This is a genomic window from Xanthomonas sp. WHRI 8932A (assembly GCF_035012785.1).
Classification (GTDB): Bacteria; Pseudomonadota; Gammaproteobacteria; order Xanthomonadales; family Xanthomonadaceae; genus Xanthomonas.
In genome coordinates this window covers 1-23,062 of record NZ_JAYGQQ010000004.1, presented here as the reverse complement: position 1 = coordinate 23,062, position 23,062 = coordinate 1, and the positions used below count along the sequence as shown (strand labels likewise).

At 63.3% G+C, this 23,062-nt stretch carries 18 protein-coding genes; 14 read left to right on the top strand and 4 right to left on the bottom strand.

Annotation, left to right across the window (positions count from 1 at the left end; genetic code table 11):
• Positions 1–4: 4 nt before the first annotated feature.
• The 7 genes from VC212_RS07200 (at position 5) to VC212_RS07170 (ending at position 10,309) form a co-directional block, all read left to right on the top strand.
• Positions 5–2,506 (top strand): class I SAM-dependent DNA methyltransferase, encoded by a 2,502-nt coding sequence (locus tag VC212_RS07200; protein WP_323515320.1) that lies wholly within the window; start codon positions 5–7, stop codon positions 2,504–2,506.
• Complete coding sequence (locus VC212_RS07195) at positions 2,499–3,824, top strand: restriction endonuclease subunit S (RefSeq protein ID WP_323515319.1); 1,326 nt, start codon at positions 2,499–2,501, stop codon at positions 3,822–3,824. The genes VC212_RS07200 and VC212_RS07195 overlap by 8 nt, the downstream gene beginning before the upstream one ends.
• On the top strand, positions 3,821–4,609 hold the full coding sequence (locus tag VC212_RS07190; RefSeq protein ID WP_323515318.1) for an ATP-binding protein: 789 nt from the start codon (positions 3,821–3,823) through the stop codon (positions 4,607–4,609). Before VC212_RS07195 ends, VC212_RS07190 begins: the two co-directional genes overlap by 4 nt.
• Positions 4,610–4,618: 9 nt before the next feature.
• Complete coding sequence (locus VC212_RS07185; RefSeq protein WP_323515317.1) at positions 4,619–5,482, top strand: crosslink repair DNA glycosylase YcaQ family protein; 864 nt, start codon at positions 4,619–4,621, stop codon at positions 5,480–5,482.
• Between the two features lie 121 nt (positions 5,483–5,603).
• A complete protein-coding gene (locus tag VC212_RS07180) occupies positions 5,604–8,945 on the top strand; it encodes a type I restriction endonuclease subunit R (RefSeq protein WP_323515316.1) in 3,342 nt (1,113 codons plus the stop codon).
• Between the two features lie 16 nt (positions 8,946–8,961).
• Positions 8,962–9,663, top strand: a complete 702-nt coding sequence (locus VC212_RS07175; protein ID WP_323515314.1) for a SprT family zinc-dependent metalloprotease — start codon at positions 8,962–8,964, stop codon at positions 9,661–9,663.
• Between the two features lie 391 nt (positions 9,664–10,054).
• Positions 10,055–10,309, top strand: coding sequence for a hypothetical protein (locus tag VC212_RS07170; RefSeq protein WP_323515313.1), 255 nt, complete (start codon positions 10,055–10,057; stop codon positions 10,307–10,309).
• Between the two features lie 270 nt (positions 10,310–10,579).
• Here VC212_RS07170 and VC212_RS07165 read toward each other — a convergent pair whose 3' ends face one another.
• The 3 genes from VC212_RS07165 to VC212_RS07155 form a co-directional block, all read right to left on the bottom strand.
• The gene (locus VC212_RS07165; RefSeq protein ID WP_323515311.1) at positions 10,580–10,978 is read right to left on the bottom strand and encodes a hypothetical protein; all 399 of its coding nucleotides are present in this window, start codon (positions 10,976–10,978) and stop codon (positions 10,580–10,582) included.
• Positions 10,975–11,427: a hypothetical protein gene (locus tag VC212_RS07160; RefSeq protein ID WP_323515310.1), complete on the bottom strand. Its 453-nt coding sequence runs from the start codon at positions 11,425–11,427 to the stop codon at positions 10,975–10,977. The genes VC212_RS07165 and VC212_RS07160 overlap by 4 nt, the downstream gene beginning before the upstream one ends.
• Before the next feature lie 99 nt (positions 11,428–11,526).
• Positions 11,527–12,156, bottom strand: a complete 630-nt coding sequence (locus VC212_RS07155) for a TetR/AcrR family transcriptional regulator (protein ID WP_055845724.1) — start codon at positions 12,154–12,156, stop codon at positions 11,527–11,529.
• Between the two features lie 179 nt (positions 12,157–12,335).
• Here VC212_RS07155 and VC212_RS07150 point away from each other — a divergent pair, with 179 nt between their 5' ends.
• The 4 genes from VC212_RS07150 (at position 12,336) to VC212_RS07135 (ending at position 16,940) form a co-directional block, all read left to right on the top strand.
• On the top strand, positions 12,336–13,115 hold the full coding sequence (locus tag VC212_RS07150) for a histidine phosphatase family protein (protein ID WP_323515373.1): 780 nt from the start codon (positions 12,336–12,338) through the stop codon (positions 13,113–13,115).
• Between the two features lies 1 nt (position 13,116).
• Complete coding sequence (locus tag VC212_RS07145; protein ID WP_323515308.1) at positions 13,117–13,992, top strand: NAD(P)H-hydrate dehydratase; 876 nt, start codon at positions 13,117–13,119, stop codon at positions 13,990–13,992.
• A gap of 678 nt (positions 13,993–14,670) precedes the next feature.
• On the top strand, positions 14,671–15,990 hold the full coding sequence (locus VC212_RS07140; protein WP_323515307.1) for a glycoside hydrolase family 30 protein: 1,320 nt from the start codon (positions 14,671–14,673) through the stop codon (positions 15,988–15,990).
• Between the two features lie 233 nt (positions 15,991–16,223).
• A complete protein-coding gene (locus VC212_RS07135; RefSeq protein ID WP_323515306.1) occupies positions 16,224–16,940 on the top strand; it encodes a DUF429 domain-containing protein in 717 nt (238 codons plus the stop codon).
• Here the strand turns inward: VC212_RS07135 and VC212_RS07130 are convergent.
• Entirely contained in the window at positions 16,934–19,294 is a 2,361-nt protein-coding gene (locus VC212_RS07130; RefSeq protein ID WP_323515305.1) for a GH92 family glycosyl hydrolase, read from the bottom strand. The genes VC212_RS07135 and VC212_RS07130 overlap by 7 nt on opposite strands.
• Before the next feature lie 729 nt (positions 19,295–20,023).
• Between VC212_RS07130 and VC212_RS07125 the strand changes: the two genes are divergently transcribed.
• The 3 genes from VC212_RS07125 to VC212_RS07115 all read left to right on the top strand — a co-directional run bounded on the left by VC212_RS07125 (position 20,024) and on the right by VC212_RS07115 (position 22,880).
• Positions 20,024–20,653: an alpha-ketoglutarate-dependent dioxygenase AlkB gene (locus VC212_RS07125; protein WP_323515372.1), complete on the top strand. Its 630-nt coding sequence runs from the start codon at positions 20,024–20,026 to the stop codon at positions 20,651–20,653.
• Positions 20,654–20,868: 215 nt separating this feature from the next.
• The gene (locus VC212_RS07120; RefSeq protein WP_323515303.1) at positions 20,869–22,578 is read left to right on the top strand and encodes an FAD-dependent oxidoreductase; all 1,710 of its coding nucleotides are present in this window, start codon (positions 20,869–20,871) and stop codon (positions 22,576–22,578) included.
• Positions 22,575–22,880: a UBP-type zinc finger domain-containing protein gene (locus VC212_RS07115; RefSeq protein ID WP_323515301.1), complete on the top strand. Its 306-nt coding sequence runs from the start codon at positions 22,575–22,577 to the stop codon at positions 22,878–22,880. The genes VC212_RS07120 and VC212_RS07115 overlap by 4 nt, the downstream gene beginning before the upstream one ends.
• Positions 22,881–23,062 lie beyond the last annotated feature (182 nt).

Below are 23,062 nucleotides of genomic sequence, written 5' to 3'. Positions count from 1 at the left end.
ATTCATGCCATTGACCCTCCCCCAACTGGAACGCCATCTGTTCAAGGCTGCCGACATCCTGCGCGGCAAGATGGATGCGTCCGAATTCAAGGAATACATCTTCGGGATGTTGTTCCTCAAGCGTTGCTCTGACGTGTTTGAGCAGCGCCGCGAGAAGGTCATCACCGAGCGCAAGCGCGCCGGTGAAAGCGAGGCGCAAGCCAACGCTTCTGCCGAAAATCCGCGCTGGTACAAGGTCGAAGGTGCGTTTTGGGTTCCGCGGATTTCGCGCTACCAGACGTTGGTCAACGATGCCCACCAGAATGTGGGTGACGCGCTGAACAAGGCGCTGTCCGGGATCGAAGACACCAATAACAGCCTTGACGGCGTGCTGGAGCACATCGACTTCACCCGCAAAGTCGGACAGAGCAAGCTCCCCGACATCAAACTGCGCCAGCTGATCACCCACTTCGCTCTGCATCGCCTGCGCAACGAGGATTTCGAGTTCCCCGACCTGCTGGGTGCGGCTTACGAATACCTGATTGGCGAATTCGCCGATTCTGCCGGCAAGAAGGGCGGCGAGTTCTATACGCCGCGCTCGGTGGTACGGATGATGGTGCAGCTGCTCAAGCCCGAGCAGCATCACGACATCTATGATCCCTGCAGCGGGTCGGGCGGTATGTTGATCCTGTCCAAGGACTACATCGACGAACATGGCGGCGACGGCCGCAAGGCCAACCTATTTGGGCAGGAGTTCAACGGCACGGTCTGGTCGATCTCCCAAATGAACATGCTGCTGCATGGCATCAGCACCGCCGACCTGCGCAACGAGGACACGCTGGGTGAGCCGCAGCATGTTGCCGGTGGCGAGTTGCAGCGCTTCGACCGTGTGCTGACCAACCCGCCGTTCTCGATCAACTGGGGCACCGCCGACAAGAACACCGATGGTACGCCGGCCTGGGCACCGAAATTCCCCGAACGCTTCCGCTACGGCCAGGTGCCGCTGGGCGCGAAGAAGGCCGACCTGATGTTCCTGCAGCACATGGTGGCCGTGACCCGCGATGGCGGCATGATCGCCACGGTCATGCCGCATGGCGTGCTGTTCCGCGGCGGCGACGAGGCGCGCATCCGCGCTGGGTTGATTGCCGATGACCTGCTGGAAGCGGTAATCGGCGTCGCGCCCAACCTGTTCTACGGCACCGGCATCCCGGCCTGCGTCCTGGTATTGCGTCAACAGGTGCAGCACGGTGGCAACCGCGTCAGCGGCAAGCCGGCACAGCGCCAGGGCAAGGTGCTCTTCATCAATGCCGACCGAGAGTATTTCGAGGGGCGCGCACAGAACTACCTGCTGCCTGAGCACATCGAGAAGATCGTCACCACGTTCGACGAATTCCGCGCCATCGACGGCTTTTCTGCCATCGTCGATAACTCCACGCTGCTGGAGAACGGCTGCAACCTCAACATTCGCCGGTATGCCGACAACGCTCCAGCGCCGGAACCGCACGACGTGCGCGCGCATCTGGTCGGGGGCGTGCCGAAGACCGAGGTGCAGGCCAAGGCCGCGCTGTTCGCCGCGCATGGCCTGGACCCGCAGGACCTGTTCGTTGCGCGTGACGCGGCGTATCTCGATTTCGCGCCGACGCTGACCGCCCGCGCCGAGCTCAAGCCTGCCGTCGAAGGCAATCCCGGCCTGCAGGCGAAGGAGGCCGCGCTGCGCGACACGTTCGAGGCATGGTGGCAAGCGCATCGCACCCGCATCACTGCGCTGGCCGGACGGAAAAACGATGCTGCCGCGCTGGTCGCGCTACGCCACGAGTTGCTGGCCAGTTTCAGCGAGGCGCTGGAAGCCGTTGGCCTGCTCGATCCGTTCCAGGTGCGCGGCATCATCGCCGGCTTCTGGGTGCAGACCCGCTATGAGTTTCAGACCCTGATGGCGCGTGGCGCCCGCGGCGTGATCGACGCCTGGCGCACCAGCATCGTCACCGCACTGGAGGACAAGGCCAGCAAGGACAACCCGCTGGACCACAAGCTGGTGCGTTTCCTGTTGGCCGAGTTCGTCGAGGCCATCGCCGAACTGGACGCGAAGAAGGCCGAGCTGGACAGTCAGATCAAGGCGGCCGACCCCAAGGCATCGAAAGAGGCTGATGGCGAGGATGGCGATGCCGAACCGGCCGATGCGGACGAGAACGAAGATACCGTCGATGAGGCTCAGCTCAAGGCATGGAAGAAAGACCTGGCTGCGGTGAAGAAGCAGCTCAAGGCCCAGAAGGACAGCTTTACCAATGAGCTCGACCGTAAGGTCGATGCGTTGGATGACGCGGTAGCCGCAGCGCTGCTGCTGACCATCCTGCACGACGACATGCGCGCCATCGTCGAGCGCTACGTCGCTGCGCAGCGAAAGGATGTCGTGGCCGCGTTCGAGACCTGGTGGGACAAGTACCGGGTGACGCTGGCGGATATCGAAGGCAAGCGCGATGAGGCGGCGCGGGCGCTGGGAGGGTTCTTGAAGGGATTGGGATATGTCTGAACGTTGGAAAAGAACCACTATCGCAGAGTGCCTTGCCGCATCCTTTGCAGGAGAGTGGGGAGCCGATCCGGTTCCCGGAAATACGGTGGTCTACCGTGCGACCGATATCGACGATGAAGGTCGGATCGTTGGCGCTGGCGCTGCAAGGCGCCTTCCAATTGGGAAACTGACGTCTAAGATGCTCAAGACGGGTGACATTTTGCTTGAAGGCTCGGGTGGAGGACCGGGGAAGCCCGTTGGTCGGGTCGCCTATTTCGACAGCGAAGCGCATGGTAGTCCTGCGACCTGCTCGAATTTCTTCAAGACACTCCGTCCATCACGCGATCAGGTCGATCCGCGTTTTCTTCTGCAGAAACTTTTCTGGTTCTACAAACAGCCACCAATCCTGGCTCTTCAGCAGCAGACAACAGGCATCATCAATCTCAAGTTCCAGGAGTACCTCGCTTCACAGGTTGAGATTCCCGAACTCGTGTCGGAGCAGGCGAAGATCGCGGAGATCCTCGACACTCTCGACACCGCCATTCACGAAACCGAAGCGCTGATCACCAAGCTCAAGGCCGTCAAGCAGGGCCTGCTGCACGACCTGCTGACGCGCGGCATCGACGCCAACGGCGAACTGCGCCCGCCGCAGTCCGAAGCCCCACACCTTTATAGGTTGTCACCACTAGGGTGGATCCCAACTGAGTGGGTTGTTGATTCGGCTGGCAGCATCTTGGCTGGGATCGATGCAGGCTGGAGTCCGAGCTGTCCCGAGGAGCCGCCGAGTGAGGGTGAATGGGGCGTCCTGAAGGTGAGCGCTGTGTCTGGCGGGGCCTATGATGCGCGTCAATCAAAGAGGCTGCCGCCTAATCTGAGACCGATTTTATCGATTGAGGTCCGTGTCGGAGATGTTCTACTTGCGCGTGCGAATGGAGTGGCTGATTTAGTTGCGAAAACCGTCCTTGTTCGCGATACGCCAACGAAGCTGATGCTGTCAGACAAGATTCTCAGGCTTGTCCCAAACGAAAAATTTGTCAGGTCGGATTACTTGGTGAGAATAATGATGCATGCCGGAACTCGCTCTCAGATTAATGGGATGATGAATGGTAGTAGTGGTCAAAGGAATATTTCGCAGAGTCAAATTCGAAGCATTATTGTGCCTATCCCGTCGATCATTGAGCAGGCTGCGTCAATGGAGCGATTGAACGAGTTGGTGGGCCGCCTGGAGGGTGAGATGAAGATCCTTCAGAAACGGAAATCTTTGAAGCATGCCCTCATGGACGACCTCCTCACCGGCCGCGTCCGTGTCACCCCGCTGCTGGGTGCCGCCACCGCATGACCCACACCCTGCCACCCGCCGAATCGCTGACGGTCGAGTTCAAGAGCGACCGCAGGAAGCTGTCCGACACCGAGCTGGCCGAGGCCGTGGTGTGTCTGGCCAACGCGGACGGTGGCGAGCTGTGGCTGGGCGTGGAAGACGATGGCACCGCGACCGGTCTGCATGCCGATCACCGTCAGTTGGTCGGCTTGCCCGGCCTGATCGCTGCGCGCACCTCGCCGGCCATCGCGGTGCAGGTGGAGGCGGTCGAGATCGATGGTGTGCCCGTGGCGCGGATCGTGGTGCCCAAGGCCGCCACGGTGGTGGCCACCGCAGGTGGCGTCTATCTGCGCCGCCGGCTGAAACACGATGGCACTCCCGAATGTGTGCCGATGCTGCCGCATGAACGCGACAGCCGCCTCGGCCAGCTTGGCCTGGCCGATGCCTCGGCGCAGCCGGTGGCCGGCGCGCAACTGTCGGATTTCGATCCGCTGGAGCGTGAGCGTCTACGCCAGGCCGTTCAACAGTATGGCGGCGACCGCGTGCTGCTTGAGCTGGACGACGAGGCGCTGGACGGCGCGCTGGGCTTCACGACGCGCCAGCCCGACGGCCGCCGCGTGCCGACGTTGTGCGGTCTGCTGGTAATCGGGCGCGTCGAGGCGCTGCGCCAGCATGTGGCCACACATGAGTTTGCGTTTCAGGTGCTGTCCGAACAGGCGGTGCGCTTCAACGAGTTCCGCCGCGTGCCGCTGCTGCAGGCCATCGATTGGCTGGAGACCAACTTCCGCCCTTATAACCCGGAGTAAGAACTGCAGGTGGGCCTGTTTCGCGTGCCGGTTCCCAAGGTCGATATGGGCGCCTACCGCGAGGCGGTGGCCAATGCGCTGATCCACCGCGATTACCACCGCCTGGGCGCGGTGCATGTGCGGCTGGAGAACGATGCGCTGGTGGTCAGCAACCCTGGCGGCCTGGTCGACGGGGTGACGCTGGACAACCTGCTGACCACCGAGCCGCGTCCACGCAACCGGGCATTGGCCGATGCGATGAAGCGTATCGGTGTGGTGGAGCGCTCTGGGCGCGGTGTCGACACGATTTATCGCGGCCTGCTGCGCTTCGGCCGGCCAGCCCCGGACTATTCCCGCACGGATAGCCACAGTGTGGTGGTGCGGCTGGATACCGGTGCGGCGGATCTCGACTTCGGCCGGATGGTGGTGGAGCAGGAGCGGCGCAGCAATGGCGAACTGCCGATCGACAGCCTGATCGCGCTGGCCGCGTTGCGCGAGCTCAAGCGTGTGACCGCCGACGAGTTGGCCGCGCGCATCCAGCGCGACCCGGCCAGCGCCAAGCGCACGCTGGAGGCGCTGACCGAGGCGGGCCTGATCGAGGCGCACGGCCAGACCCGTGGGCGTAGCTACACGCTGTCGGCCGCCGTGTATCAGCGCCAGGGCGAGAAGGCCGCCTATACCCGGCAAGCCGGCTTCACCAGCCTGCAGAACGCGCAGTTGGTGCTGAACTACGTGCAGCAGCACGGGCAGATCCGCCGTGCCGAGGTGATGGAGTTGTGCCGGTTGGGCGCCGATCAGGCCAAAGCCCTGTTGGGGCAGCTAAGGGGGCAAGGGCGGCTGTCCCAGCATGGGACACGCCGTTCGGCTTACTACACCATCGAACCTGACGACTGACCGGTGGTCGGCAGGCGAACTGGGCGCTTTGGGAAGCTTTGGGGCTCTTTAGGAGTTTTTGGGAGTTTTTGGGAAATATTGGGATGTTCATGGATGCCTGCATCCAGCCAGGGAGACGTTGATGGGTTGGGAGTTGGAAGACGTTGAGAAGCCTTTCGTGGCGCAGCTGCAGGCGGTGGGCTGGACGCATCTGGCCGGCAGCCTGGACGACCCCGCCGTCACTGGACGGAGCGGCTTCGCCGAGGTCGTTCAGGAAGCCCTGTTGCGCGAGTACCTGCTGGCGCTGAATCCGGGGCCGGACGGCAAGCCCTGGCTGGACGACGCCCGCCTCACTGACGCAGTGGTTGCGATCACGCGCCTGGGCGCGCACAGGTTGATGGAGGCCAACCAGCAGGCCACCGAGCTGCTGATCAAGGGCCTGACGGTTGACGGGCTGGCCGGCTGGGATGGTGGGCGCGGGCAGACGATCCGCTATATCGACTGGGACACACAGGCCAACAACCGTTTCACCGTGGTCAGCCAGTACCGCGTGGACTGCCCGCCCGGCTTCAACAGCGCCAAGGCCTTCATCGTGCCGGACCTGGTGTTGCTGGTGAATGGCCTCCCGCTGGTGGTGGTGGAGTGCAAGAGTCCGTCCGTCCCCGAGCCGCTGAGCGAGGCCGTGGACCAATTGCGCCGCTACAGCAACCAGCGCAAAGCCGCGCTGGAAGTGGACGAGAACGAGGGCAACGAGACGCTGTTTGCCACCAACCAGTTGCTGGTGGCCAGCTGCGTGGATGAGGCGCGGGTGGGAAGCATCGGCGCGGGCTTCGAGCACTTCGCGCAGTGGAAGACGGTAGTGGGGCCGGACGGCGCAGGATCGGAGGCGGAGGCGGCGCAACGCTTCGGCAAGCAGACGCTCAACGCCCAGGAGCGCTTGATTGCCGGCCTGCTGGCGCCAGCGAACCTGCTGGATGTGGTGAAGCATTTCCTGCTGTTCATGCAGGTGGGCGGGCAGACCATCAAATCGGTGTGTCGCTATCAGCAATACCGTGCGGTGAACCATGCGATCGCAAAGCTCAAGCGCGGCCAGACCCGGTTGCAGCATGGCGAAAGCGATCAGCGTGGCGGCATCATCTGGCATACCCAGGGCTCGGGAAAGTCGCTGACCATGGTGTTTTTGGTGCGCAAGATGCGCGCCGAGCCGGCGCTGCGACGCTTCAAGGTGGTGGTGGTCACCGACCGTAAGGACCTGCAAGGCCAGCTGTCCGTGACCGCCACGCTCACCGGCGAGACGGTGGAGGTGGCCAACAGCACGTCAGATCTGAAAGCCCTGGCGCGGCGCAAGGGGCCGGGGTTGGTATTCGTCACCATCCAGAAGTATCGCGATGGCGACACCGCCAACGATGCGCCGCTGAAAGCAGAGGATCTGCCGGCTGCTGGACACGCGGTCAAGGAGGCGCGGGCGCTGTATGGCAAGGCCGAAGCGGCTGCGGAGCACTTCGAGGTGCTCAATGATGACGACGCCATCCTGGTGCTGGTGGACGAAGCACATCGTACCCAGGCCGGCGACTTGCATGCCAACCTGCTGGCCGGATTGCCCAACTGCGCGCGCATCGGCTTTACCGGCACGCCGATCATCATGGGCGAGAAGAAGCGCACACACGAGATCTTCGGTGAGTTCATCGACCGCTACACCATCAAGGAGGCCGAGGCCGATGGAGCGACGGTGCCGGTGCTCTACGAAGGACGTACTGCCAACGGCGCTATCAAAGATGGCGCGGACCTGGACGAACTGTTCGAGGATCTGTTCCGCCAGCACACACCGGAAGAGCTGGAAGCGATCAAGCAAAAGTATGCCACCAAGGGTCATATCTTCGATGCGCCGGCGCTGATTGCCGACAAGGCGCGCGACATCCTGCGCCATTACGTCGCCAACATCCTGCCCAATGGCTACAAGGCCCAGGTGGTGGCCTACAGCCGGCTGGCTGCCACTCGCTATTTCGTCGCCTTGAAAGCTGCACGCGACGAGCTGCTGCAGGAGGCGGATGCGCTGAGCCCGCAGGACAAGACGATGGATGATGAGGCCCTGTGCCTGCGGCTGCCGAAGGTGCGGGCAGTGGTGCAGGCCTGGCGCTATCGTGAGGTGCTGGCGCGTATCGAGTTTGCGCCGATCATCTCCGGCAGCAACAACGACGATCCCGCCTGGAAGCATTGGACCGACAATGCAGGCCACGAGTCCCTGATCAAACGCTTCAAGAAGCCGCTGCTGCATCCGGATATGACCAAGGCGGATCCGCTGGCGTTCCTGGTGGTCAAGTCGATGCTGCTGACGGGATTCGATGCGCCGATCGCCGGTGTGATGTACCTGGACCGGCCGATTCGCGAGGCCGAGTTGCTGCAGGCCATTGCGCGCGTCAATCGCACCGGCTTTGGCAAGCGCCGCGGCATCGTGGTGGACTATTACGGTGTGGCCCAGCACCTGAAGGAAGCGCTGGCTGCCTACGCCGACGAAGATGTGGTTGGCGCATTGGCAAGCTTGAAGGACGAGGTGCCGGTGCTACGCGACCGGCATGGGCGGGTGGTTGAGCTATTCCGCGAACGGGGCATCGCATCACTAGCCGACACCGAGGCCTGTGTGGATGCACTAGGTAACGAGAAGCTCAGAGCGGAGTTCGTGGTCAAGCTCAAAGCCTTTCTTGGATCGCTGGACACGGTGTTGCCACGTCCGGAAGGCCTACCGTTCTCTGCCGATGCCAAGCGCCTGGCTTATATCCATGCGCGCGCCCGTAATCGCTACAAGGACACGCCGGTGCTTGGGAAGGACGTGGGCGCCAAGGTGCGCAAGCTGATTGATGACCATGTGACCTCTCTGGGCATCGATCCGAAGATTGCGCCGATCCAGCTGACAGATGCCCAGTTCGATGCACATGTGAGCCGGGCCGCGAATGACCGCGCCAAGGCTTCGGAAATGGAACACGCGGTGCGCTCGCATATCCGCAAGTACGCCGACGAGGACCCGGTGCTGTACCGCAAGCTTTCCGAGCGATTGAACGAGATCTTGCGGGCGTTGGGTGAGCAATGGAGCGAGCTGGTTGCTCAGCTGCAGGCACTGGTGGACGATGTGCGCAAGGGCAGCGCCGGTGTTGCCGATGCGCCAGCCGGTGTGCCGGAGCACTGCGCGCCGTTTCTTCGCACGGTGATGGACGTGGTCTGTGCTGGGCGCGAGCCGCCCCCGACGGAACTGCTCCGGTTGATGGACGTGACCGTGGAGCTGGTCGAGCTGTTGGTGCAGGAGCTGCAGAGCAACCGCAATATCTGGAGCTTGCACAAGCGCGCGGCACAGGAACAGCTCAATGGTTTGCTGTTCGACCGTCTGATGCGGCTGCGTCCCCCGCTGATGGACGAAGCTGCGACGGGGCTGCTCACCGACAAGCTGATGGAACAGGCGCGTGCCAGCCACGAGCGGTTGATGCAGGTGTGATGCCATGCGAGCAGCCATGACAGCCTCCAGTCTGCAGGTGGACGATCTGCTGTTCACGGTGCGACACAGTGCGCGCCGCCGGACGATGGAGATTACCGTCGAGCGTGATGGCGCGTTGGTGTTGTCTGCACCGCCGGACGTGGCAGAGTCCAGGTTGCGTGCCTTTGTGCAGGAAAAGCGCTTCTGGATCTACACCCGGTTGGCGGAGAAGGATCGTCTGCAACGCCATGCCCCGCGTAAGGAGTTCGTGGGCGGCGAGGGCTTTCTTTATCTAGGGCGGAGCTACCGGCTGAAGGTGATGTCCGATCAGACCGTGCCGCTGAAACTGGCCGCCGGGCGTTTCTGCCTGGCGTCGCAGGCCTTGCCCGAGGCCAGGGAGCATTTCATCCGATGGTATGGGGTACGTGCCAAAGCCTGGCTCTCCACGCGCATGGTGGAGCATGCGGCCCGGATGGAAGTCGCACCGGCGGGCGTAAAGGTCCAGGACCTGGGCTACCGCTGGGGTTCGTGTGGCAAGGGCGACTGGTTGTACTTCCATTGGAAGACCATCCTTCTGCCGGCTCGCATCGCTGAGTATGTGCTGGTGCATGAGATGGCGCATCTGCATGAGGCGCATCACACCCCGGCATTCTGGCTACGGTTGGAGCGTGCGATGCCGGACTATGCGCAGCGCAAGGCATGGCTTGCCGAGCACGGGATGGACGTAGAAGGGATTTGAAAGATCTGATTGGTTGCGCCAATTGCGCGATTTGGCTGGTCTTGTGGCGGTGCCGCCGAGCTGGTGGATGACACGCGCTCTGGTCGGCTCGCAGGTAAGTTCACTGACGCGATTCCCGGCTAGCCTTGACGCCAAGCCTTGCCAGTAGCACGATCTCCTCACGGAGCCTCGAAACTCCACGTATAGCGGTACCCACCTCCGACAAACCGGTGGGTTTTTTGTGCCTGCTTGTTTAGGGGCGCAACCGATGCGATGCCTGCGTCGGGAGGGCGGCTAATACAACACCCGCAAGGGGAATACGCCCGCCGGCTATACGCGGTTTCGAGCCTCCCGACTTCCCGTCCGTCGCATTGCGGCGGGCAGGCTGATTCCATGGAATGAGGAGCAGGCCATGTCGGACGTTTTACGAGATGCGCAGTCACACCCGGGCTACTACTTGCCAGAAGGCGCGCAATACCGCTTGCAGCAATTGCGTGACCATATGCGCTTCTTGGCGCGCCTGGCGCAGCCACGCACGCAGGCCGAAGAGCAGGAGAGACAGCCGGCCATTTGTATGGACGAGTTGGCGGTCTGTCTGGAGCTACTGGCGACGCAGGTGACACAGGTGCTGGACGAGGTGCAATGGCCTGCGGCGGTGGAGTGCTAGGTGTGATGGCTGGCAGACAAAGACGGCAGGCTGATTGCGCAACCTGCCGTTTGATTTTTTATCGATGTCTAGTCGCCTGGAAGCAGAATCTGCCGCCCAGGCTGATGGTGTCCACGTATACGTTGATGCCGTTGAACTCGCCCTAGTGGCAGGTGTTCCTGACGCTCGGTTCCTAGCTGCTGATGACGTCGTAGCCGAGGTTGACGCTGTAGGGGCAGTAGAACGCGCGTGGACTGTGGAAGCAGCCTTCAAGTCACCAAAAACATTGCGTCAGTAGTCTCTCATCGGTCCGGACATCCAGGTCACATTGCCAGGCAGGACACGCTTGCCGTAAGTGAGCGTGCCGCGCTTGCCCACGATATTCAGAATGAAAGAGGGTGGCAGATCCTTGCGGCCGGGATTGGTGAATGTCACACGTAATTCGCTTGATTCGGGCTTGAAGCGCCACTTGGTACTTCCCGGCGGCAGGCTACGCGCAGCGATATTGGGCCAGTAAACCACCAGGCCGCCAATGCCGTCCTCGCCGCCTCCGCTGTAGACGAGGAAGCTATACGGACCATGGTTCACCTCGAATGCCACGATGTCCCCGGTGGCGAGGGCTGGCGCGCCCGTGAGTAGCATCAATAGGAGAAAGGGGGCGAGCCATGCGCTGCGTAAAGGGCGCTTCATTGTCCGTTCTTGCGCTTGTGCCGTGGTTCCCACGTGCTCTCAGGAGCATAGGGACCGACAATCCATGATGCGGTTCCTGGTATGACGCGCTTGCCCACGATGAGGCGGCCCTTGTTCCCTTCAATCTCAAGAGTGAAAGATGGAGGAACCTTCGAGTCACCGGAATTGACGTACTTGGCGCCGGCGCGGGTCAAGGCCTTATCCATGTGGTACTTCACCCCATTGAAGGGCAGGCCCATGTGCTCATAGCCGGGCCAGCTGATCATTGCGCCAGCGATGCCGCCACTTTCTTCGGAACCGCCGCCAACGTAAAGCTCCACTTCGTAATGGTTGTCCGGTGTCCTGAATGTGACAACCGTGCTTGTCGCAGTAACTGACCAACTGCAGATAGCAAGCGCTGCGAATAGCGCCAAGCATACAACTCCCTTTTTGACGGCCATATCGCGCATGGCATCCCTCCTTGGTATGAGGCGTGATCTTATCCGATCGGCTTCGGGTGCCAAGTCACTGGCGCCGTGCGGTCGGCCACGCTGGCCAGTTGGTGGTTGCTACACCGGCGCAGACTTCAAAATCCCCGACAGACTCTCGCGCAAAATCAGCTGCAAATGCATGCGGTTGAGTTCCATGCCGCTGGTCATCACGCTGTGCAGGCCGCCGCACATGGCGGCGACGGCGAAGACGCGGGCCTGGAACTCCTGTTCGCTGCTGGCCGGGTCGGCGTGGCCGCGGAGCAGGCGCTTGAGCAGGGCGCTGAGGTGTTCGATCAGCGATGCGCTCTGGCGGCGCATGAAGGCGGCCAGCACCGGGTCGCGCAGGGTGGCCAGGTGCAGCTCCAGGTCGATGCGGGTGCGCTTGATGTTGATTTCCTGCAGCAGCCATTCTTCGAGCAGGCCGGCGATGAAATCCACCACGTGCACGTTGGCCGGGCGGTCCACCAGCCACATCTGGCGGATGGCACGCATGTAGTTGCGCTCCAGCAGTGCGCGCACCAATGCGTCTTTGTCTTCGAAGCGTTGCAGCAGGCTGCCGCAGGAGACCTTGGCGCGTTCGGCAATCAGTTCGAAGCTGGTGGCATTGAGGCCGATCTCGTCGATGCACTGTTCGGTGGCGTCGAGCACCTCTTCCAGCAGCAGTTCTTCGCGCTCTTTCGCCGTGCGTAGCAGCAGAACGTTGGACATGGGGAGCAGGCAGGCGGGGGGCTGCAGTATAGCGGCGTTGCGTTAGCCATCCGTTGCGTTCGCTGGGCTGTAGGCCATTGGTCATGGGTGCTGCGTGCGCTGCGTTGCAGTTCGTGCAGTTGCGCTGGTCGACCGTTTTTTCACGGCCGCTGTGCGACATGTGGAGCTCGTTGCAGGAGATGCATGTGAGTGAGAACAGTGCGGTTGCAGGGGTGTCGGCACAGTGGCCGGCACGGTTGTGGGTGGTGCGGCATGGGCAGAGCGCAGGCAATGTGGCGCGCGATGTGGCTGAGGCCAAGGGAGCGGCGCTGATCGAGCTGGAGCATCGCGATGCGGATATTCCGCTTTCGCCGCTGGGTGAGCGCCAGGCGGAGGCCCTGGGTGCCTGGATGGCGGGCCTACCCGAGCACGAAAGGCCGACTTTGATCCTGAGTTCGACCTATGTGCGTGCAAGGCAGACCGCCGCAGCGGTGGCGCGGGCGTTGGGCCAACCCGCCGGTGCAGTGAGCTTGGACGAGCGGCTGCGCGAAAAGGAATTCGGCGTGCTCGACCGCTACACCACCTCCGGTATTCGAGATGCGTTTCCTGCGTTGTTTGAGCAACGTAACTTGTTGGGCAAGTTCTACTTCCGCCCGCCCGGTGGTGAAAGCTGGTGCGATGTGATCTTTCGCCTGCGCAGCATCGTGGGCGATTTGCAGCGTAATCACGTGGGTGCGCGCGTGTTGATCGTGGGGCATCAGGTGATCGTCAATTGCTTCCGCTATCTGATCGAGCGGATGGACGAGGCCACCATTCTGGGCATCGACCGCGAGGGCGATGTGCCCAATTGCGGGGTGACCGAGTACGTGGCCGCAGCCGATGGGCAGTCGCTGGAGCTGGTGCGCACCAAGTTTGTGTCGCCCGAGCTGGCGCAGGAGCCGGTGACCACCGAGTCCGATCAGCCGGCAGGAGCGCGCTGACATGGCTGCGGCACGCGTGCGGACGCTCACCGCAGCGGCATTGCGCGCGATGCCGCTGCCATCGCCCGGTGGCGACAAAGAGCAGCGTGGGCGCGTGCTGATTGTGGGTGGATCGATGCGTGTGCCGGGCGCCGCGTTATTGGCTGGCGAGGCGGCATTGCGGGCGGGTGCGGGCAAGCTGCAGATCGCCACGGCCGCAAGCGTTGCACCGGGGGTGGCGTTGGCGGTGCCGGAAGCCTTGGTGCTCGGGTTGGGGCAGAACGCGCAAGGCGAGATCGTGCGCGGGCACCGTGCGCTCGATGCGGCCATTGCGTCTTGCGATGCGGCGGTGATCGGGCCGGGCATGGCGTCGACCAACACCACTGCGGCGTTGGTCAAACGTGCGATTGCGCAGGCGGTGTGCACGCTGGTGCTGGATGCGGGCGCGTTGTCGCCACGCTTGCGTGCGCCAGTGGGCCGCCCGTTCGTGCTGACCCCGCATGCCGGCGAGATGGCCACGCTGGCCGGCGACGACAAGGCGGCGGTGGAAGCGGCGCCTGGCGACTACGCGTTGACATTTGCGAAGACGATGCGCAGCGTGGTGATCGTCAAGGGCGCGGACAGTGTTATTGCCGGCCCGGATGGTGTGCTGTGGGTGCATCGCGGCGGTGCGTCCGGGTTGGGCACCTCCGGGTCTGGGGATGTCCTGGCGGGATTGATTGCCGGGTTTGCCGCGCGCGGCTGCGACGCGTTGACCGCTGCGTTATGGGGCGTGTTGGTGCATGCGGCCGCGGGCAGGCAGTTGGCCAAGAGAATCGGGCCGGTGGGGTTTCTGGCGCGGGAGCTTGGGGTGGAAGTGCCTGGGATTCTGGATCGGTTGGCACGGTCTGCTCTGTAGTGGACTTGCAGATGACTTGCGTCCTTCACCGCTCCGGGCGAAAGACAGCTTGTACACGACTGGCGTACGTGTTTTGGAGCGCTCGCGCCGCAAGATGGGGCCGGGGCATGAGTAAGGGTGCTGGGAGTAATGGACTTGATGTCCTGGTTGGCATTTGTGTTGTTGCGTTGATTCATGGAACGGGCATCAATCCGTGCAGACGTACCCTCATCCGGCCCTTCGGGCCACCTTCTCCCGATGGGAGAAGGGTGAGACTGCGGCGTTGATTGATTGGCCTGGCTCTAAGCTCAGCAGACATGCCTTCATGCGCTCTCCGTGCACTTGTTCAACGGGGAGAAGCAATCCGCGCTTGTGTTCGTTTGTCGGGGCATTTTGTGGCGCGTGGGTCGGTTAGGCTGTGCGACCAACCTGGGAGGGTGCACGGTGAAGCGAGCGATTGCGTGGTCGGTGATGGGAGCGCTTGGCGTTTGGAGCGCTGCGACTGAAACAGTGTTGGCATCTGCAGCGTCCGCAGCAACAACAACAACGCCGATTTCGATGCCGGCATCAACGGCATCATCTGCCTCTAGTCCCGCGGCGAATACGCTAGAAGCTGCCGTTGTAGATGCTGCTACTCCGCCAGCAGCACCCGCCGGCACGTTACGCGTCTACACGTCCGCCCAAGGCGCACCGCAGCAGATGCGTATCAGCACCGCCGATGCGCCCAGGGCAGGGCATGCGCTGACCGAAAAAGAGAACTCCATCTTCGTCAATCCGCAGCGCCAGTTTCAGGAGCTGCTGGGCATCGGTGGGGCGATTACCGATTCCAGTGCGGAGACCTTTGCCAAGCTACCCAAGCCTGCGCAACGCGCGCTGCTCATCGCGTACTACGACCCACAAAAGGGCATCGGCTATACATTGGCGCGCACCACCATCCATAGCTCGGATTTCAGTAGCGGCAGCTACACCTACATCAAGGAAGGCGATGCAGCGCTGAAGAGTTTTTCAGTCAAGCACGATGCGAAATACCGCATTCCGATGCTGCGCCAGGCCATCGCTGCGGCCGGCGGAACCCTCACCACATTTGCCAGCCCGTGGAGCGCGCCGGCCTTCATGAAAGACAGCAACAACATGCTTAAGGGCGGCAAGCTGTTGCCGGAGTATGCGCAGGCCTGGGCCAGCTACTACACGCGGTTTATCGCGGCCTATGAAAAGGCCGGCATTCCGATCTGGGGCATCAGCCTGCAGAACGAGCCGATGGCGGTGCAGACCTGGGAGTCGATGCTGTTTTCGGCCGAGGAAGAGCGCGACTTCCTGAAGAACCATCTTGGCCCGACCATGGCCAGCGCCGGCTATGGCGACCGCAAGATCATCGTGTGGGACCACAACCGCGACATGATGGTGCACCGCGCGCACGTGATCTTCGACGACCCCGACGCGGCCAAATACGCGTGGGGCATGGGCTTTCATTGGTACGAAACCTGGGCTGGATTCGAGCCGATGGTGGAGAACGTGGCAGCAGTGGCGCAGGCGTACCCGGACAAGCATCTGCTGCTCACCGAAGCGGCGGTGGAAAAGTTCGATCCGGCCAAGTTGCAGTACTGGCCCAATGGCGAGCGCTATGGCACCGCCATCATCAACGACCTCAATCATGGCGCGGTGGGTTGGACCGACTGGAACATCCTGCTCGACCAGAACGGTGGGCCCAATCATGTGAGCAATTACTGCTTTGCCCCGGTGCACGCCGACACGCGCACGGGTGAGGTGACTTACACGCCGAGCTATTGGTATATCGGCCACTTTTCCAAGTTCATCCGGCCGGGTGCGCGGCGGGTGAGTGCGGCCAGTAGCCGCAGCAATCTGATGACGACTGCATTTGCCAACCGCGATGGCTCACTGGCGACGGTGGTGATGAATGCCAGCGACGTGGCGATCCGTTACAACCTGTATGTGGGTGAGGCGTCGAGTGAATTGGAGATTCCGGCGCATGCGATCCAGACGGTGGTGATGACGCGGTAAGTGTGGATGGTGCTCGGAGTGTTGGTGGAGCTTGCGTACCCTCATCCGCCCTTCGGGCATCGTCTCCCGGCGGGAGAAGGGGAGGCTTTGGTGTGATCGAAGCCGGCAGTGGGTCACCACGGGTGGATCGACGCTGCTCAAATGTTGTGCGCCATGTGAACGTGTAACGCAGGACAGGCGCTATTGCATCACATGGCAGTCAACCGATGCATTTCTTTAGCGAGAACCGGTACGTGAAACGACACCATTGTGTAGGCGTGGACGGTGCACGCAGCGGCTGGGTTGCGGTTTGGGAGGCTGGCGAAGCGCTGGCATTTGCGTATTACGCAACGGTGGCCGAGCTGACGGTGGCGTTGCACGGGGTGGACGTGCTGGGTGTCGATATTCCGCTGGGATTGAGTGATCACGCCTCACGAGCGGCAGAGGTGCAAGCGCGCCGCTTTGTGGGTGGGCGCCGTGCGTGCAGCATCTTTGCGGCGCCGTTGCGCGGCATCTTGCAGGCTGAAACACAAGCAGAAGCATCGGCGTTGCATCGCGTGCTGGATCATGAGAAGCAACGCGGCTTTGGTGTGCAGTCGTTTGCGTTGCTGCCCAAGATTCGCGACTGGGACAGCGCGTTGCGTGCAGACCCCGCATGGGCGGAGCACGTATTCGAGGTGCATCCGGAAGTCTCGTTCGCAGCGCTTGCCGGCGGGCAAGGCCTGGCGGCACCCAAGAAAAGCAGCGAAGGGCACCGACAACGGCGCACCTTGTTAGGCGATCACTACGGTGCGGAGCGCGTTGCGTCGCTGCTGGAGCGCGTGCCGCGCGCATGTGCCCAGCCAGACGATGTGCTCGATGCCCTGGCGGCCCACTGGAGCGCGCAGCGCATTGCCGCAGGAACCGCGGGCAGTCTGCCAGCGGTGGTGGAGCGCGATGCCTGCGGGTTGCGGATGGGCATCTATTACTGAGCCGACGCCGGTGCCGACATCGAATACGGCCGCTGCGCCGGGTCGGTGGCCCATTGTGTGTTCGGTGTTGCCTGCATGCGCACGCGCAGTTCGCCGCCGGCCTGAATCTCCTGATGGGTCAGGTAGGCGCGAGTCAAAGGCGTGCCGTTGAGCGAGACGCTGCCGATATACGGGCGCGCCTTGCTCACGCCATCTGCGATGACGCTGAAATGCTTGCCGTTGGGTAGGTTGAGCGTGGCGCGCGGCAGGAACGGGCGGCCGATGATGTATTGGTTGCTGCCCGGCGCGACCGGATAAAACCCCAGGGTGGTGAACACGTACCAGGCCGACATCTGGCCGAGGTCGTCGTTGCCGGCCAGGCCTTCGGGGCCGGCGTGGTATTGGCTGTCCATGATTTGGGTGAGGCGCGCCTGCGTGCGCCACGGCTGGCCGGCGTAGGCGTACAGATAGGCGACGTGGTGGCTGGGTTCGTTGCCGTGTGCGTACCAGCCGATCAAGCCAGTGATGTCTTCCATGTGCTCGAACACCTTGGGGTCGACTTTAGCGTCGAACACCGCGTCCAGCCGCGCAAGTAGCTTGTTTTCGCCGCCATGCGCGGCGGCGAGCCCGGCGACATCCTGCGGCACGTACCACGAGTATTGCCACGCATTGCCTTCGGTGTAGTCGCTGCCGTAACCGCTGGCCGAGGGATCGAACGGTTCGCGGAAATTACCAGCGCGGGTGCGGGCCCGCAGGTAGCCGGTGGCCGGGTCGAAGGCATGCTTCCAGTTGCTGGCGCGTTTGGTGAATTCGGCGGCAATCTCCCGCTTGCCGAGCGCACCGGCCATGCGCGCGATGGTCCAGTCGTCGAAGGCGTATTCCAGTGTCTTGGATGCAGCTTCGCCTTCTTCGTCGATGGGCACGTAACCAAGCTCGCGGTATTGCGCGATGCCGTCGTAGGGGCCGTAGTTGGCACTGGCAACCATGGCGTCGAGTGCTTCGTTGGCATCGAAGCCGCCGATGCCTTTCATGTAGGCATCGGCAATCACCGGCACCGCGTGGTAACCGATCATGCACCAGGTTTCCAGGCCGTGGAATGCCCAAACGGGAAGGATGCCATAGGCACTTTCGCGGCGCGACGCGAGCAGGGAATTGACCACGTCGCTTGTGCGTTGCGCTGGCTGCACCAGGGTCAGTAACGGGTGCAGTGCGCGATAGGTGTCCCACAGCGAGAAGGTGGAATAGTTGGTCCAGCCGTTGGCTTGATGCACGGCGTTGTCCGGCCCGCGGTAGCGGCCATCGCTGTCCATGAAAAGCGTGGGCCCGAGCAGGGTGTGATACAGCGCGGTGTAGAGCTGGGTGCGCTGTTGCGGAGTGCCTTGCGCATCGATCGCCGACAGCGCCTGGGTCCATTGCGCGCGCGCATCGGCGCGGACGCGGTTGAAATCGAAGTCCGGCACTTCGGCCTGCAGATTGGCGATGGCGCCGTCTTCGCTGACCGGCGACAGCGCCACGGTGACCACCAGCGGTGTGCCGTCGTTGGCGACATCGAATACGCCGACCAGTTGCCGGCCTTCGATCTGCGCGCGTTGCGCGGGGTGCTTGTCGCCCGGCGGCGGGAAGCCCTTGTATGGGATGTCCTGCTCGGTGTCGTGCAGCTGGGTGGCGGTGAGTGGGCGCGAAAAACGCATGGCGAAATACAGCTGCCGGCCCGGCGCCCAGCCGCGTGTTTCGCGAAAGCCGGTGACGGTGCCATCGCTGCGCACGCGCAACCGCGACCACTGCACCTTGCCTGGGTAGTCGTACAGGCTGGTGCGCAGATCCACCAGTACATGCGCCGGCCTGCCCTTGGGGAAGGTGTAGCGATGCACGCCCACGCGTGCGCTGGCGGTGAGTTCGGCACGGATAGCACGGTCTTTCAGCGTCACTGCGTAATAGCCAGGCTGCGCCTGCTCGCTGGCGTGATCGAACTGCGCGGTGTAGCCGCTGCCGGGTTTGCTGGCATCGCCGCGCTCCAGCTTGACCTCGCCAACTTGCGGCATCAGCAGGATGTCGCCCAGATCCGAATGCCCGGAGCCGGAAAAATGCGTGTGCGAGAACCCGACGATGGTGCTGTCGCTATGCCGATACCCCGCAGCCCAGCCGTAGGCCTCCTTGCGCGGTTTGATCTGCGTATCCGGGCTCAACTGCACCATGCCGAACGGCACCGTGGCACCGGGATAGGTGTGTCCTTCGCCGCCGGTGCCGATGAACGGGTCCACCGCGTTGAAGGCAGACTCGGCCGCGCGTGGCGCTGCGTTGCCGGCAGTGACAGCAAGGCTGGCAAGCAGCACCAGCCAACGCAGAGGCGAGGATGCGATCGATCGGTGCGGCATGCGAAACGTCTCCGGCGGATGCAGCGCCGGACCGTAGCACAGCGACGTTGCCTGCCACAGGCGTCGCGCTGTGTACGATGGAGTGATTGTTGTTGGGGTCGCTAGGTGCTTATGGGATGGCGATGCGCCGTTAAGCGAGCACGCAAGCAGCGGTGCAGCGGCCATATCGTGCGAAGTGGACGCGCGGCATGCGGCTCCCTCGTAGACGACTACGCGTTGCGATGGTTCAACGTGTGCGTCTGCGTCAATCAGCATCTGATATTCAACGACGTCGCACACCGCGCACCGCCATCGTCAATCGATGTGCGCGATGAAATGTTGCGTGCTGCCGGCTTGTGCCTTGATCTGCCCGGCGTGCTTGCCACCGATATGTACGTGAAGGACTTTTACGATACGTACGCCAGCTGCGCCGCTGTACGCGGTAGCTGTATGCAGCACCGGCTCGCTGCGTTCTGCATACACCATGTGCGCCACTTGCTTGGTAACGGCAACTGGTTTGGCAGCAACTTGGTCAACTCAGCTGGACACACCGCAAACCACGGCTTCGGTAGGAGAGCTGCAATACACAGAATGACGCTAGAGCTTCCAGACACCCACGCGCAGTCCATGGCGTGAACGACACGCAGGGTATTTGCGTCCCGCAGCATGAAACTGAACTGGTCGGGTGGGCGCACTGCGTAACGACAGCGCGCAGCTGAAATCCACGGCATTCGCCCGCATATGACGCAGATGGATTTGTTCGACACCCCCGTCGCGCCCTTGCAGGTGCTGGACGATGCCGAAGGCGGCGTGCGCTATTGGCCGCAGCTGCTGACGCCTGCACTGGCGCTGGAGTGCTTCGCGGCACTGCGCGAGCGCGCCGACTGGCACAGCCAGCGGCGTGAGATGTACGACCGCGTGGTGGCGGTGCCGCGCTTGCTGGCCTCTTACCGGTTGGACGCGGCCTTGCCGCCCGGCCTGCCGTTACAGCGCCTGATGGAGACGGTGCAGGCGGTGTTGCCCGCCCCGTACAACGCGGTGGGGTTGAATCTGTATCGCGATGGGCGCGACAGCGTGGCGATGCATCACGACGCGCTACACACGCTGCTTGCGCCGCATCCCATCGCGCTGCTGTCGCTGGGGGCTGCAAGGCGCATGCATCTGCGTGCGAACGATGGCCGCAGCCGCACCATCGGTGTGGAGCTGGCGTCGGGCAGCCTGTTGGCGATGAGCCATGCCTCGCAGCTCACGCACACGCATGGCATTCCCAAGACCAGCCGGGTCGTGGGCGAGCGGATGAGCGTGGTGTTCCGTGTGCGTCCGGCCGAGCGCATGGCGGCAGGGCAGCACGGCCCGCATTGGCAGCCGGCGCAGCGCTGATGCACATGCGGGCAGTCGATTGGCCGGTGTTGCTTGGCTGAGCGCGGGTGGTTTTACAGCGACCTGCACGCGCGTCCCTGGCAGCTGCCTCCGCTCGCGTGCGCTTGCCACTGCGTATCGTCTGGCATGCCTGACATTGCCCATTTCGGGTGATTGCCATTGCCGTCACCACTGGCCATGCTTGCATGCAATCCCCCCTCAAATGCTGCCGATCCATGCCTCTGGACGATACCCGTCACCATCAGATGTTTCCCGAGCTGGACGCGGGCCAGTTGGCGATCACGCGGCGCTTTGCCAGCGGGCCGGCGCAGCGGTTCGACGCCGGCGAGATCGTGTTCGAGGTCGGCGACGCGCACGCACCGGTGTGGGTGGTGCTGGAAGGCGCCATCGAGGTGGTGCGCCGCGACGGGCTGGGCAACGAAAAGCCGATCACCCGGCACACGCCCGGCCAGTTCACCGGTGAGGTGAGTCAACTGGCCGGTCGCGCATCGCTGGCGGCTGGACGTGCGGGGACCGAAGGCTGCCTGGCGCTGCCCTTCGACACCGCGCATCTGCGCGCGCTGATGATCAGTTCGGCCGAAGTGGGCGAGGTGGTGATGCGTGCGTTGATCCTGCGCCGCGTGGGCCTGATCGAAGGCGATGCGTCGGGGTCGGTCTTGATCGGCGCGCCGGACGATCCGCACCTGACCCGGTTACAGGGGTTCTTGACCCGTAACGGCTATCCCAACACGGTGATGGATGTGTCCGATGCCGAGGGCCGCGCCCTGGTCGAGCGGCTGGGCATCCAGGAGCACGATCTGCCGGTGATGGTCTGCCCAAGCGGCCGCGTGCTGCGCCAGCCCAGCGATGCCGAAGCCGCGCATTGCCTGGGCATGACGCCGGATATCGACCCTGACAAGCGCTACGACGTGGCGATTGTGGGCGCCGGCCCTGCGGGTCTGGCGACGGCGGTCTACGCCGCGTCCGAAGGCTTGTCGGTGCTGGTGATGGACCAGCGCGCCATCGGCGGGCAGGCCGGCGCATCGGCACGCATCGAAAATTATCTGGGCTTTCCGACCGGGATTTCCGGGCAGGCGCTGGCCGGCCGCGCTTACAACCAGGCACTGAAATTCGGTGCGGAGTTGGCCATCCCGATCGAAGCGGCAACGCTGGAGTGCAGTCGCGACGATGGCGCGCTGCGTCTGGATCTGGCCGACGGCAAGCAGCTGCTGGCCAGCACCGTGGTGATCGCCTCGGGCGCGCGCTATCGACGCCCGCAGATCGAAGGGCTGGATCGCTTCGAGGGACACGGCGTGTCGTATTGGGCCTCGCCGGTGGAAGCGCGCCTGTGCGAGGGCGGCGTGGTGGCGCTGGTGGGCGGTGGCAATTCTGCAGGACAGGCGGTGGCGTTTTTGGCGCCGCGCGTCAAGGAGCTGCACCTGATCATTCGCGGCACGGGGCTGGAAGCCTCGATGTCGCAATACCTGATCGAGCGCATTGCCGCGTTGCCCAACGTGCACCTGCATACCGGCACCGAAGTGACCGCGCTGGAAGGCGACCACGATCGCGGCCTGCAGGCTGCCGTGCTGCGTACGCGCGGCGACGGCGCAACCACGCGCGTGGAGTTGCGGCACCTATTTTTGTTTGTCGGCGCCGATCCCAATACCGCGTGGGTGCAGCAATGCGTGGACACCGACGCGCGTGGCTTCGTCATTACCGGTACTGCGCGTGGCGACGGCGTGCCGGCGTGTCTGCCGCTGGAAACCAATCGCCCCGGCGTGTTCGCCATCGGCGATGTGCGTGCCGGCTCGGTCAAGCGCGTGGCGGCTGCGGTGGGCGAGGGTGCCGCTGTGGTCGCACAGATCCATCAATATCTCGCCCATCAGGCCAACCCGGTGCCGGCCTCCGAACTTGCCAGCGCCAACCAGGAGTCGACCACCGCATGAGCCACCAGTGCACCCACACCACGCAGATTGAAGATGTCACGCCGAGTGCGCGTGGCTGCGAAGAGTGTCTTGCCATCGATAGCGCCTGGGTGCATCTGCGCCTGTGCCGCATCTGCGGCCACGTGGGCTGCTGCGACGACTCCCCGCATCGCCATGCCACCGCGCACTACCACGCCACCGGCCATACCATCATCGAAGGCTACGACCCACCTGAAGGCTGGGGCTGGTGCTATGTGGACGAAGTGGAAGTGGAACTGCCGGATCAGACGCCGCAGCTGGGGCCGATTCCGCGATATGTGTGAGCGGCGCGTCGGGTTGGTGGGGTGCTGATGGTTGGCTGGCGCGCCGCTGGGAATCGGGAATCGGGAGTGGGGAATCGTTGGAGCGGTTTGTGTGCTGCTGAGGTCTTAGAACCTGTTCACGATCTTTCCTGATCAGTGCAGACTATGCGGATGCGCCAAAAGACCTATCCGAGCGACATGAG

Coding starts and splice junctions, on each gene's coding strand:
- VC212_RS07200 (WP_323515320.1), top strand. CDS start 5: ATGCCATTGACCCTCCCCCAACTGGAACGCCATCTGTTCAAGGCTGCC.
- VC212_RS07195 (WP_323515319.1), top strand. CDS start 2,499: ATGTCTGAACGTTGGAAAAGAACCACTATCGCAGAGTGCCTTGCCGCA.
- VC212_RS07190 (WP_323515318.1), top strand. CDS start 3,821: ATGACCCACACCCTGCCACCCGCCGAATCGCTGACGGTCGAGTTCAAG.
- VC212_RS07180 (WP_323515316.1), top strand. CDS start 5,604: ATGGGTTGGGAGTTGGAAGACGTTGAGAAGCCTTTCGTGGCGCAGCTG.
- VC212_RS07175 (WP_323515314.1), top strand. CDS start 8,962: ATGACAGCCTCCAGTCTGCAGGTGGACGATCTGCTGTTCACGGTGCGA.
- VC212_RS07170 (WP_323515313.1), top strand. CDS start 10,055: ATGTCGGACGTTTTACGAGATGCGCAGTCACACCCGGGCTACTACTTG.
- VC212_RS07165 (WP_323515311.1), bottom strand. CDS start 10,978: ATGAAGCGCCCTTTACGCAGCGCATGGCTCGCCCCCTTTCTCCTATTG.
- VC212_RS07160 (WP_323515310.1), bottom strand. CDS start 11,427: ATGCGCGATATGGCCGTCAAAAAGGGAGTTGTATGCTTGGCGCTATTC.
- VC212_RS07155 (WP_055845724.1), bottom strand. CDS start 12,156: ATGTCCAACGTTCTGCTGCTACGCACGGCGAAAGAGCGCGAAGAACTG.
- VC212_RS07150 (WP_323515373.1), top strand. CDS start 12,336: ATGCATGTGAGTGAGAACAGTGCGGTTGCAGGGGTGTCGGCACAGTGG.
- VC212_RS07145 (WP_323515308.1), top strand. CDS start 13,117: ATGGCTGCGGCACGCGTGCGGACGCTCACCGCAGCGGCATTGCGCGCG.
- VC212_RS07140 (WP_323515307.1), top strand. CDS start 14,671: ATGCGTATCAGCACCGCCGATGCGCCCAGGGCAGGGCATGCGCTGACC.
- VC212_RS07130 (WP_323515305.1), bottom strand. CDS start 19,294: ATGCCGCACCGATCGATCGCATCCTCGCCTCTGCGTTGGCTGGTGCTG.
- VC212_RS07125 (WP_323515372.1), top strand. CDS start 20,024: ATGGATTTGTTCGACACCCCCGTCGCGCCCTTGCAGGTGCTGGACGAT.
- VC212_RS07120 (WP_323515303.1), top strand. CDS start 20,869: ATGCCTCTGGACGATACCCGTCACCATCAGATGTTTCCCGAGCTGGAC.
- VC212_RS07115 (WP_323515301.1), top strand. CDS start 22,575: ATGAGCCACCAGTGCACCCACACCACGCAGATTGAAGATGTCACGCCG.